Genomic DNA, 12,186 nt, shown 5'->3' with positions numbered 1-12,186 from the left:
CAAATTTTTAGCGATATTTGTAATCCATTCCAAATCAAGAAAAACACAATGACAGTAAAAAATAGCCAAATTAAAATAAATTTTAAGTAAACAGATGAGCGAACGGACAAGAATGCCACCGTTTGCTCATTTTTTTGCCGTGAATAAATTTCTTGACTCTTTTTCAGGAACCGCATAAGAAAGAGATACATTGAATTTAAGGAGATGCAGTAATGGAGAAACGCGAACAAAAGAATGTTTTATGGTTTGATGAATTGCATCGCTCTGACGTTAATCTCGTTGGTGGGAAGTCCTCTTCATTAGGTGAAATGACTTCTGCAATGAAAATTCCAGTTCCATATGGCTTTGCGACGACAACTCACGCTTATCGTCAATTTATGGCAGAAACGGGATTAAACGACCAAATTAATAAATTATTAGCTGAAATTAATGACTATGAAAATGCTGATGAACTTCATCGGGTTTGCTCACATATTCGGCAGATGATTGTCGAAGCACCGATGCCAAGTGAGATCGCTATGACAATCAAAAAAGCTTATGCAGCCTTATCAGAAAAAATGGGTGAAACTGAACCATTTGTAGCAATTAGGTCAAGTGCTACCGCTGAAGATTTACCAAATGCTTCTTTTGCGGGGCAGCAAGAATCGTATTTGAACGTGCGTGGTGCTGAAATGGTATTAGCAAAGGTTCAAGAATGTTATGCTTCCCTGTTTACCGATCGGGCAACCTATTACCGGCATAAGCAACATTTCCCTCATGAAAAAGTGGCTTTATCGGCGGCCGTTCAGATGATGGTTTTCTCAAAAGCTTCTGGGGTTATGTTTTCAGTTAACGTGGCGAACGGAAATGACGCTCAAATTGTTATTGATACGATTTGGGGATTAGGTGAATACATTGTTTTAGGAAAAGTAACACCGGATCATTTTGTGATTAATAAAAATAACCTTCAAGTAGTAGAACGTTCGGTAGTTTCGAAGGCAATTGAATTGTGTCAAACCCCTGGTGGCGGAGTACATGAAGAACCGGTGCCAGCAGACCGGGCAATCCGGCCAGCGCTAACTGAAGACCAGATTCATGAATTAGCGGGATACGCAAAGGAAATTGAAAAGCACTATGGTTGTTACATGGACATGGAATTTGCGCTAGACGCACGAACAGATCGGTTGTGGCTAGTACAAGCTCGTCCAGAAACGGTTTGGTCAAACAAAAATAATAAGCAAGCAACAAAGGAGTCCACTGTCTCAATGAACAAAACTAAAAAAATCTTGGTCAAAGGCTTACCAGCAAGTCCAGGCGTTTCAACAGGAAAGGTGCACATAATTGCGGATCCTAAAGATATTGATGAATTTGAAGAAGGAGAAATATTAGTAACGTTGATGACTTCGCCTGACTGGGTACCGGCAATGAAAAAAGCAGCAGCAATCATCACCGATAATGGTGGAATGACCTGCCATGCCGCAATTGTTTCTCGTGAAATGCAGATCCCATGTATCGTTGGCACCAAGAGCTGTGGGCAAGCAGTTACTGAAATGCTGCAAGATGGCGCACAAGTAACCGTTGATGCTAAAAATGGGGTCGTTTATCAAGGTGATCTTGCAGAACAATTTAACGGGGAAAAGAAGACAACGGAATGTCACTATGCAGAATATTACGCGCCGACTGCAACCAGGGTCATGATGAATTTAGGCGATCCAGAACTAGCAGAAAAATATGCCGAACTTCCTGTTGATGGCATTGGCTTAATGCGAGAAGAATTTCTTTGGACGACTTATATTCATGACCATCCTCTCTACTTAATTGAAACTGGTCATCCTGAAAAAGTTGTTGATATGTTAGCAGATGGGATTGCTAAAGTAGCCCGGGCGATTGCTCCGCGGCCGATGGTTTTACGTTTTTCTGATTTTAAGTCGGGAGAATACCGTAACTTAACGGGTGGTGATAAATATGAGCCGCATGAACCTGCCGACTTATTGGGATGGCGCGGCGCTTCTCGGTACTATGATCCCAAATATATCGAAGCTTTTAAGCTAGAGCTTGCGGCGGTAAAAAAGGTGCGTCAAGAATTCCGGTTAAAGAACCTCAATGTAATGATCCCGTTTGTCCGCACCGTTGCCGAAGCTGATAAAGTTACAAAATTAATGGCAGCTTCCGGGTTACACCGCGGACCTGATTTTAAGGTATACATGATGGCTGAGATCCCAAGTAATATCATCTTGGCGGATCAGTTTAATAAATATGTTGATGGTTATTCGATTGGGTCCAATGATTTAGCAATGCTTATTTTAGGTTGTGATCGGAATAATGATACAGTGGCTCACCTCTTTGATGAGCGTAATCTTGCGGTAAAACGTGCGATTAGCCACCTTATTAAGGCTGCTCACAAAGATAACAAGACGGTTTCAATATGTGGGCAAGCACCATCTGAATATCCTGAATTAGCATCTTTCTTAATTCAACAAGGGATTGATTATATTTCAGTTAATCCAGATATGGTTAAAGAAACAAAACAGAACGTGGCAAGGATTGAACAGCGCATAATCCTGGATAACGCGACTGGCAAGGGACGACAAGCTATGGAAAGTTATGCATGGTAGAAAGGATTGAATAAAATGCAAATTTTTGTTGATATTAATGCTTCTGAAAATGGTAATGGTTCACAAGAGTTTCCGTTTAAGTACATCCAGCAAGCGGCAGATATCGCTCAACCAGGGGATTATGTCCAAGTGATGCCGGGTGAATATCATGAAGAAGTTCATCCGCAATATTCCGGTACTAGTGATAAGCCGATTATTTATGCGTCTGCTGAGCAAAATCGGGCAATCATTACGGGTGCTGACCGTGTTACTGGCTGGCAGCATGTTGCTGGTCCGGTATGGCAATTAAAACTCCCTAATGCCGAATTTGGTGACTATAATCCATACAACGTTTTAGTTGATCAAACCTTTAATCATGCTGGTGAAATCTTCCTGAATAATAAAGCAATGTATGAGGTTGATCAGTTAGCAAAAGTTGAAACACCAAGCGAAAATAAACTTTCACGTGACCGGAAATTTACCTGTTATACCTGGTATACCGAACAGTTGCCAGCAGAAGATTCAACCGTAATCTATGCGAACTTTCAAGCGCAAAATCCTAATGATGAACATGTTGAACTGACTTTCCGGGAGACATGTTTCTATCCAGAAAAAGCAGGGCTCAATCACCTTATCCTATCTGGCTTTACAATGACGAAGGCTGCTTGTCGGTGGGCATCTTCGCAATATAATAAGGGGATTATTGGTACTAATCGTGGTCAGGGATGGAAGATTGCCAAGTGTGACATTTCTCACGCTAAGTGTTCCGGGATCTCCCTTGGTCGAAATATTGTTCCAACCATTGATGATGATAAGGTTTATCCACATCGGATTAAGAACAATACGATTCATGATTGCGGACAGACCGGAATTATCGGTGTTGAAGGCAACCCATCACCGATTATTGAACACAACAGTATTTACAACATTAACGTCCGGCAAAACCTTGTCAGTGATGATGTTAGTGCGATCAACCTTTCGCCAGCGATTGGGGCTAAAATTTTACGCAATTGCATTCATGATTGCACGCGCGGAATTTGGCTTGGTGGCAAGGTTGAAGATACCCAAATTTCACGGAATGTGTTCTACAACAATTCACTGCCAGATTCATTTGAAGTCACAAACGAAAATCGGGAGGACTTAGTAGCGGCCCTTGGTGAAGATATTGAAATTAAGGATTCGATGGGTGTGACCTTGATTGATAACAATTTCTTATTATCAGATTGTGCGCTTAAGCTCGAATCTAAGGGCGTTCTTCTCGTTCATAACCTAATTAATGGCAGTGTGGAATGGTTAAGCAATACGAATGTTGCTGAAAATGACCCTTACTACCACCGCCTTTACCAACAAAATGCGCCAGAAAGTGCTCCTTACGATTCTTCCTGTTTCTATAACAATGTCTTTATCCGGAAGAACCTCCGGAGTGAAATGGCAAAATTAATTGCATTTGCCCACGAACAGGCAAGTGAACAACCAGTCGATAATCATATTAGCGATGATAATGCTGCTTATGTTGGCCTAGCCAGTGGACACCGAAGCTATATTCCAGCTAATAAAGCAGGAAATATTTTTATGAATGATGAGCAAGAAGACGTTAAGGTTGGCATCGATTCAAATGAAGATGGAGTATTTCTTGATAGTAATATTTGCGACTACTTGAACGAAGATACCAGTCGGGTGATCGCAGTTGGTGCTACTCCCGAGACCGCCCGTGATTTTGATACAGATTTCTTAGGGAACCATCGTGAAGGAATTAGTGTAACCGCTGGACCTTTTGATGCAAAAGAAGAATATAGTCGACGCTTATTTAGACTACTGTTTTAAGGAGGCAAAGAAATGCGCAAACCGTTTATTATTGCGAACTGGAAAATGAATAAAAACGTTCATGAATCTGTTGCATTTGTTAAAGCAATTAAAGAAAAGCTCCCGGCAGATAAAGAAATTGGGATCGCGGCACAAGCAGTCTCGCTCTATAACATGAAAAAAGTGGCGGGCTCTTCCAACTTACAAATTATTGCTCAAAATGCATCTGCTGAGTTAGAAGGACCGTATACTGGAGAAATTAGCATGCGAAGTTTAGCAGATGCGGGCGTGACATACGTGATGCTAGGCCATTTAGAGCGCCGGCGCCTTTTTAACGAAAGTAATGATTCAATCAATCAGAAAGTTTTAGCAGCCCTCAATGCCGGCATTATTCCCATTATTTGTACGGATGAAGAGATGGTTCAAACAGAAGTTAACGGACAAATTCATTATGTATTTCGCCAACTAAAAAGCGTCCTTAAAGGGGTACCAGCTAACAAACTATCACGGATTGTTATTTCATATGAACCAAGTTGGGCCGTTGGAAGCACGCATCAAGCAAATCCAAACATTGCGGAAGAGGGATGTCAGGCAATTCGTCAAAGCCTGGTTGAAATGTATGGTAATGAAATTGGCGAGCAAGTCCGAATACTCTATGGTGGCAGCGTTAATCCCGAGAACATTGGCCAAATTATGAGTAAACCAAACGTTGATGGGGCACTAATCGGTCGTGCAAGTCTCGAGATTGAAAGCTTTTTACAAATGATCAATTATATCGAATTAGCGAGCAAGCAAAAGTTACAGGTAATTTAGGAGGAAGAATGATGGCTTACTTTGATAACGGAAACAAACTTTTTGATGACGCACGGAAGAATCAATATGCAATTGGGGCATATAATATTAATAATCTTGAATGGACCCGGGCAATCTTGCGGGCGGCAGCAGAGACTAACACCCCAGTACTGATCCAAGTTTCAATGGGAGCCGCCAAGTATATGGGTGGTTATAAATTTGTTAAAGATATGGTTGAAGACCAGATGGACGCAATGGAAATTAAAGTTCCAGTTATCCTGAATCTTGACCATGGTGACTATGATGCAGCGATTGAATGCATTAACTTAGGATATTCGTCAGTCATGTTTGACGGACATAAGTTACCAATTGAAGAAAATTACGCCAAAACCAAAGAGATTGTCCAATTAGCGCATTCACGCGGCATTGCGGTTGAAGCTGAAATCGGTAAAGTAGGAGAAAACCAGGATACTAGCAGTGGGGAACTTGCTGACGTTGAAGATGCAATGGCGTTTGCAGCGATGGGGGTTGACCGTCTTGCTTGTGGGATTGGTAATATTCACGGCATTTATCCTGCTAACTGGCCAGGGTTAGACTTTGACCGCCTTCAAGAAATTGCGAATGCGATTGATATTCCGCTCGTGCTTCATGGTGGTTCAGGGATTCCTAGAGAACAGGTTCAAAAAGCAATTTCAATGGGGATTGCAAAGGTGAATATCAATACTGAATTCCAGTTAGCGTTCCAAGATGCAACCCGGAAGTATATTGAAAATGAATTAGACCTCAATAAAGAACAAAAAGGATATGATCCACGGAAATTATTACTTCCCGGAACAGATGCAATAACTGCTAAAATGAAAGATATGATTGAATGGTTAGGCACGCCAGCAGTTGCCTAATTATAATGGAGGTTATGGAATGGCAATCACAGTTTACTTTGTCCGGCATGGTGAGACCTACTTTAATCGGTTTGCCCGCTTGCAAGGATGGTCAGATACCCCGCTTACAGAAAAGGGCAAGATGAATGCTAAAAAGATCGGTCAAGTTTTAGCGGACTTAAGGATCGATTACCTTTTCTCCAGTGATTTAAAACGAGCGGTTGATACGGCACGGCTTTTAATTGCGGATCACCCAACTGCGAAAATGAAAGAACCAATTCAAAAGGAATTCTTCCGCGAGGTATTTTATGGGTCTTTTGAAGGCCATAGTAATGAGGAAGGGGCCATCTGGGCAAGCTATCTTGAAGGCAAGCGATTTAGGCGTATCGGTGAATTAGTTGATGAATTTGGCGTTGAAAAAGCGCATGACCTGCTGAAAGCCGCCGATCCAGCCCACCTTGCAGAAGATAGTAATGAGTTAAATACTCGTATAGAGCAGGCAATTGCCTTTTTACAAAGCTTACCTGACGGAAGTAATGTGGTCGTAGTAGCTCATGGATCGATCATCCAATATATTGCGGGGATGTATGGCGAATCTGGATATAAGTATGAAAACTTACATAACGGCGCGCTGATGAAGGTCCAGCTAACAGCTAGAGACGTTGAAATTACCGGATACAATCAATTTAAACTATAAAAAGAGGCAAGGAATTTTTTCCAAACCTCTTTTGTTATTATGATAATTCTTTAGTAATCTTATCCAGCCATAATGGTAATGTCTCGTTTAGGCTATTGTAAGTATCTTCAAAGCGGTGGGTATACCAAGGATCGGGAATTTCTTGATCCTCTTTACCGGGAATTACTTCATATGCTAAATGGACTTTATCACGATCTTGTGCTGGTGCAATGCGTTGCAAGTTGTACTTGTTCATATTATCCATGCAGATGATGAAATCAGCCCAATCGAAGTCTTGTCGTGTAATTGGGCGTGAGATTAAGTCGTCTGTTGATAGCCCGTGTGCGTGCATTGTCTTTGCGGCACCTGGATGGGGACCATTTCCTTCTTCTTCGTTGCTTGTTCCAGCAGAATCAACATTGATTTTGCCATTTAATCCTGCATCATCAACCATTTGCTTAAACATTGCCTCGGCCATTGGTGACCGACAAATGTTTCCTAAGCAGACAAATAAAACGTTCATGTAATCACCTCATTTATACTTCTATCATACCGAAAAAGATAATATTTTGCTAAAATATTCGGTAATCCTAACACTATCCTTAAGTTTTTGGTAAAATTAAGGACAAATATTTTTTTAGAGGAGGAACAAAAATGACCCTTATTATTGTAATTGTTGTCATTGTCTTGCTGATTGCCATTTATGCAGGACTTTACAACAGTTTGATTCAATTGCGGACACACGCACAAGAATCATGGAGTCAAATTGATGTTCAATTACAACGACGTAACGACTTGATCCCTAACTTAATTTCAACAGTTAAGGGCTATAGCAAGTATGAAGCCGGGACCTTGGAAAAGGTAACAAAGCTGCGGACAGAATTAAACAGTATTCCAGACAGCGATCATGCTAAAAAAATGGAAGTTTCCAATGAATTAACGGGAACTTTACGGACATTATTTGCCGTCGCTGAAAATTATCCAGACTTAAAAGCAAGTGCTGAATACCAAAAATTAATGGAAGAATTAACCAATACTGAAAATAAGATTGCCTACTCACGGCAGCTTTACAACAGTACTGTGGCTGCTTTAGATGCTAAGATTCAATCTTTCCCAAGCAATATTGTGGCTAAAATTCATCACTTCCAACAAATGGATTACTTACAAGTGCCAGAAGAAGCCAAGGCTGTGCCAAAAGTTTCATTTGATGATTTAGGTGATTAAGCATGTTATATCAGCAAATTGCCCGTAATAAACGAAAAACAATTTTGGTGATGTTTGGGTTCTTTGTATTGCTTGCTTTAATTGGGGCTGCGATTGGATATTTATTTGCGCGGACAGCGATTGGCGGCATGATCATTGCGGCGATTATTGCGGTGATCTATATGTCCGTGATCATTGGTCAATCGACTGATGTAGTGATGCGGATGAATAACGCGACAGAGGTACGATCAGCGAGTGATGCGCCAGAACTTTGGCATATTGTTGAAGATATGGCCTTAGTTGCACGGGTACCGATGCCGAAAGTCTATATCATCCATGACCCAAGTCCCAATGCTTTTGCGACTGGTAATGATCCTGAGCATGCTGCTGTGGCCGCTACTACTGGTTTGATGGAAAAAATGAATCGTGAAGAACTAGAAGGGGTAATGGCCCATGAAATGACTCACGTTCGTAACTATGACATCCGTCTGCAAACAATTGCGTTAGCCTTAGCATCCGCAATCGCAATGCTTGTCAATTTTGCTGGAAATTTCTGGTGGATTGGTGGGCGGAGCAGTAGCGATGACCGAGATAATCCATCAAGTGTTTTCGCGATCCTTGGTTCGATTCTCTTGATTATCTTAGCGCCATTGGCAGCAACCATTGCGCAGATGGCCCTTTCACGTAATCGGGAATACTTAGCCGATGCAGGTGCTGTTGAGTTAACCCGTAATCCGCAAGGGATGATTAGTGCATTAGAAAAGCTAAAAACTGCTGTCCCAATGAAACATGTGGACCCAAGCAGTTCAGCATTATATATTAGCGATCCAGAAAAGAACGCTAAGCACCATCCTTTTTCAAATCTATTTGACACTCACCCACCGCTAGATAAGCGAATTGAACGGTTGCGTCAAATGTAATAAGTTTATAGTGAGACAAGACTGAGAAAAAACTTTTGCTTTTTCTCAGTCTTTGCTATTTTTGCTCACGACTTATCGTTTTTAATCGCCTTATACTAGTGAGGGTGATATAATTAAAAAGCTAGACCAAAGTATCAAAAGAAGAGGTATCTTTTTCATGAAAATGAAATTAGCGGAAATTGCCAAGGCGATCAACGCACAAAATGACATTGAACAATGGAAAGACGTAGAAGTGACTAGCGTGTCATTTGACAGTCGACACTTAGATCAAGGGAGCTTATTTGTTCCGTTGCAAGGTGCCCAAGACGGCCACCAATACGTACCAAGTGCTTTTACCAATGGTGCAGTAGCTAGTTTATGGGCTAGTGACCATGAGATAACGGATCAGACGCACCCGCTATTAGTCGTTAATGATCCACTAACGGCCCTTCAACAACTAGGCAAGTACTACTTGCATAAGATCAATCCGATTGTTGTTGCAGTTACAGGTAGTAATGGTAAGACGACGACTAAAGATATGATTGCGTCAATCTTAAGTACGCAGTTTAATGTCACAAAGACATATGCTAATTTTAATAATGAGATTGGGGTTCCAGTAACGCTTCTTAACATGGAGTCTAATACCGAAGCAGTGGTAGTTGAGATGGGCATGGACCGTTTTGACCAGCTTGACTTCTTAAGTAAGCTTGTAAATCCTGACATTGCCGTTATTACAATGATCGGGGAAGCACATATCGAATTCTTCGGGACTCGTGATAAGATTGCTGATGCAAAGATGGAAATTACCCATGGCCTAAAGGAAGATGGAACACTAGTATTTAATGGGGATGAGCCATTATTAGAGGAACGGGTGAAAGATCTTGCCCAACGACAGATGCGCTTTGGTCGGCAACTAAGCAATAATTTGTATGCAACAAGTGTCCACGATGAACCACGGCAGCTATCATTTACCGTCAACGAATGGCCAGATGAAGAATTCACTATTCCAATGGTTGGTGAATACAATATTAATAATGCGTTAGCGGCTATGGAAGTGGGGAAGATTCTGCATATTACTCCCGCCCACATGAAGCAAGCGTTGGCAAACGTTGAATTAACGGAAAATCGTGCTGAATGGGTTAAAGGAAAGAATGGCGAACAGATCTTAAGTGATGTTTACAATTCAAACCCAACCGCTGCCAAGGAAGTTCTTAAGACGATTGCAGAGACACCAGTAGATGGTCGCCGGATCGCCGTATTAGGGGACATGCTGGAATTAGGGGATGCTGCGCCAAAATTGCATGCTAGCTTAGCAGAAGAGATTGACCACCAAAAGATTGCTAGTGTTTACCTTGTAGGCGAACAAATGAAAAATCTTAAAGCCAAGTTGATCCAAGAAGGTTACCCAGCTGAAGATATCCATCATTATGCTGCTAGTGACCTTCAACAATTAATTGCCGATCTTACGGCTGCTTTGACAGGTGAGGATATTGTCTTATTGAAGGCAAGCCATGGCATTCACCTAGAAGAAGTCTTGACGGCATTGAAAGCAGAATAGTTAATATATTTGCCAGTCGATTACTGATGCTTATATCATGAATCGACTGGTCATTTTTAGGAGGAAAATTTTTGAAGTTTAGTGAATTAGGCTTATCCGATAGCCTATTAAAAGCAATCAAACGGAGCGGATACGAAGAAGCAACACCAATTCAAGAACAAACGATTCCAATGGTTCTTGAGGGTAAGGATGTTATTGGCCAAGCACAAACTGGAACTGGTAAGACGGCTGCTTTTGGGTTACCAATTATTGAAAACGTTGATACTGAAAATCCCAATATTCAAGCAATTATCATTTCACCAACACGTGAATTAGCAATCCAGACTCAAGAAGAACTTTATCGTCTTGGTAAGGATAAACATGTTCGCGTGCAGGTAGTCTATGGTGGAGCAGATATTCGGCGCCAAATTAAGAGCTTGAAACAACACCCACAAATTCTTGTTGGGACTCCTGGACGGTTACGGGACCATATTAACCGTCATACAGTTAAACTTGACCACATTAAGACCCTTGTCCTTGATGAAGCAGATGAAATGCTAAACATGGGATTCTTAGAGGATATTGAATCCATCATCAAGGAAACACCGGATGATCGGCAAACATTGCTCTTCTCAGCAACCATGCCACCAGAAATCAAGCGGATTGGGGTTCAATTTATGTCTGATCCGGAAACTGTTCGGATCAAGGCCAAGGAATTGACTACTGACTTAGTTGATCAGTACTATGTTCGCGCCCGTGACTATGAAAAGTTTGACATTATGACCCGCTTAATTGATGTTCAAGATCCCGACTTAACAATTGTCTTTGGTCGGACAAAGCGACGGGTAGATGAATTGTCGAAGGGCTTAATTGCACGGGGATATAATGCAGCTGGTATTCATGGAGACCTTACTCAGGATAAGCGTTCTAAGATCATGTGGAAGTTTAAGAACAATGAACTTGATATCTTAGTCGCAACAGATGTGGCTGCCCGAGGCTTAGATATTTCCGGGGTTACGCATGTTTATAATTACGATATTCCATCTGACCCAGACAGCTATGTTCACCGGATTGGCCGAACAGGACGGGCCGGACATCACGGGGTATCTTTAACCTTTGTTACTCCAAATGAGATGGATTACCTTCATGAGATTGAAAAATTAACCCGGGTACGGATGCTGCCACTCAAGCCACCAACAGCTGAAGAAGCATTTAAGGGTCAAGTTGCATCAGCCTTTAATGATATCGATGAATTAATCGCGCAGGATTCAACTGATCGTTATGAAGAAGCCGCTGAAAAGTTACTAGAAACTCATAATGCAACTGATCTGGTAGCAGCATTGTTAAATAACATGACGAAGGAAGCAGCGAGTGAGGTTCCCGTTAAGATTACTCCTGAACGTCCCCTTCCACGACGTAACAAGCGAAATAACCGTAATGGCAACCGAAATAATTCGCATGGTGGCAACCACTACCGGCGTAAGAATTTCCGTCGTCACCAACATGGTAGTCGCCGGAATGATAACCATGGGAAGAGCCATTCTAGTCGGCATGCATTTAATATCCGTCATCGAAAAGAAGATTAAATTAGCTAAGAAGTCTTTGGTTGAGAGATTTGACCAAGGGCTTTTTTATGTTAAACAAATTTAATATAATTGATTGAAAATTAAAATTAGGTTATACTTATCATATGTTTATATATAGATGGATTTTTTAGAATTACATTATCGGGGAAATCAGTCTATAGGCCCTATAGTAAAGCATAGGTAACGAGGTTGTTTTTTTAATGTACTAGACAATTACTACAATAGTGATTAATAAGATG

Annotated in this window: 10 protein-coding genes; 9 read left to right on the top strand and 1 reads right to left on the bottom strand. The window is 41.4% G+C overall.

Going from position 1 to position 12,186, the window contains the following annotated elements:
• Positions 1–212: 212 nt before the first annotated feature.
• From ppsA to LMB56_RS00925, 5 genes are read left to right on the top strand one after another with little or no spacing between them, the layout of a single operon-like run.
• Complete coding sequence (gene ppsA, locus LMB56_RS00945) at positions 213–2,594, top strand: phosphoenolpyruvate synthase (protein ID WP_229283367.1); 2,382 nt, start codon at positions 213–215, stop codon at positions 2,592–2,594.
• A 15-nt stretch (positions 2,595–2,609) separates the two neighbouring features.
• Entirely contained in the window at positions 2,610–4,397 is a 1,788-nt protein-coding gene (locus LMB56_RS00940; protein ID WP_229283368.1) for a right-handed parallel beta-helix repeat-containing protein, read from the top strand.
• 12 nt (positions 4,398–4,409) lie between these two features.
• Positions 4,410–5,189, top strand: a complete 780-nt coding sequence (gene tpiA, locus LMB56_RS00935) for a triose-phosphate isomerase (RefSeq protein ID WP_229283369.1) — start codon at positions 4,410–4,412, stop codon at positions 5,187–5,189.
• 11 nt (positions 5,190–5,200) lie between these two features.
• The gene (gene fba / locus LMB56_RS00930) at positions 5,201–6,067 is read left to right on the top strand and encodes a class II fructose-1,6-bisphosphate aldolase (RefSeq protein ID WP_035160021.1); all 867 of its coding nucleotides are present in this window, start codon (positions 5,201–5,203) and stop codon (positions 6,065–6,067) included.
• A 19-nt stretch (positions 6,068–6,086) separates the two neighbouring features.
• Complete coding sequence (locus LMB56_RS00925; protein ID WP_229283370.1) at positions 6,087–6,743, top strand: histidine phosphatase family protein; 657 nt, start codon at positions 6,087–6,089, stop codon at positions 6,741–6,743.
• A 37-nt stretch (positions 6,744–6,780) separates the two neighbouring features.
• Here the strand turns inward: LMB56_RS00925 and LMB56_RS00920 are convergent, their stop codons facing one another.
• The gene (locus LMB56_RS00920; RefSeq protein ID WP_229283371.1) at positions 6,781–7,245 is read right to left on the bottom strand and encodes a low molecular weight protein-tyrosine-phosphatase; all 465 of its coding nucleotides are present in this window, start codon (positions 7,243–7,245) and stop codon (positions 6,781–6,783) included.
• Between the two features lie 131 nt (positions 7,246–7,376).
• On the opposite strand from LMB56_RS00920, the gene LMB56_RS00915 reads away from it, so the two are divergent.
• From LMB56_RS00915 to LMB56_RS00900, 4 genes are all read left to right on the top strand, one after another.
• A complete protein-coding gene (locus tag LMB56_RS00915; protein ID WP_003667234.1) occupies positions 7,377–7,946 on the top strand; it encodes a LemA family protein in 570 nt (189 codons plus the stop codon).
• Between the two features lie 2 nt (positions 7,947–7,948).
• Positions 7,949–8,845, top strand: coding sequence for a zinc metalloprotease HtpX (htpX, locus tag LMB56_RS00910; protein ID WP_019252335.1), 897 nt, complete (start codon positions 7,949–7,951; stop codon positions 8,843–8,845).
• Between the two features lie 157 nt (positions 8,846–9,002).
• Positions 9,003–10,382: a UDP-N-acetylmuramoyl-tripeptide--D-alanyl-D-alanine ligase gene (locus LMB56_RS00905; protein WP_229283372.1), complete on the top strand. Its 1,380-nt coding sequence runs from the start codon at positions 9,003–9,005 to the stop codon at positions 10,380–10,382.
• 71 nt (positions 10,383–10,453) lie between these two features.
• Complete coding sequence (locus LMB56_RS00900; protein WP_153703113.1) at positions 10,454–11,947, top strand: DEAD/DEAH box helicase; 1,494 nt, start codon at positions 10,454–10,456, stop codon at positions 11,945–11,947.
• The last annotated feature ends 239 nt before the right edge of the window (positions 11,948–12,186 follow it).

Origin of the sequence: Limosilactobacillus reuteri (assembly GCF_020785355.1) — a bacterium.
GTDB lineage: Bacteria > Bacillota > Bacilli > Lactobacillales > Lactobacillaceae > Limosilactobacillus > Limosilactobacillus reuteri_I.
This window is presented reverse-complemented; position numbering and strand designations above follow the sequence as displayed.

What these genes read in the sequence shown, in the direction of transcription:
- fba (WP_035160021.1), top strand. Translation starts at nt 5,201, where the DNA reads ATGGCTTACTTTGATAACGGAAACAAACTTTTTGATGACGCACGGAAG.
- LMB56_RS00905 (WP_229283372.1), top strand. Translation starts at nt 9,003, where the DNA reads ATGAAAATGAAATTAGCGGAAATTGCCAAGGCGATCAACGCACAAAAT.
- htpX (WP_019252335.1), top strand. Translation starts at nt 7,949, where the DNA reads ATGTTATATCAGCAAATTGCCCGTAATAAACGAAAAACAATTTTGGTG.
- ppsA (WP_229283367.1), top strand. Translation starts at nt 213, where the DNA reads ATGGAGAAACGCGAACAAAAGAATGTTTTATGGTTTGATGAATTGCAT.
- tpiA (WP_229283369.1), top strand. Translation starts at nt 4,410, where the DNA reads ATGCGCAAACCGTTTATTATTGCGAACTGGAAAATGAATAAAAACGTT.
- LMB56_RS00940 (WP_229283368.1), top strand. Translation starts at nt 2,610, where the DNA reads ATGCAAATTTTTGTTGATATTAATGCTTCTGAAAATGGTAATGGTTCA.
- LMB56_RS00925 (WP_229283370.1), top strand. Translation starts at nt 6,087, where the DNA reads ATGGCAATCACAGTTTACTTTGTCCGGCATGGTGAGACCTACTTTAAT.
- LMB56_RS00920 (WP_229283371.1), bottom strand. Translation starts at nt 7,245, where the DNA reads ATGAACGTTTTATTTGTCTGCTTAGGAAACATTTGTCGGTCACCAATG.
- LMB56_RS00915 (WP_003667234.1), top strand. Translation starts at nt 7,377, where the DNA reads ATGACCCTTATTATTGTAATTGTTGTCATTGTCTTGCTGATTGCCATT.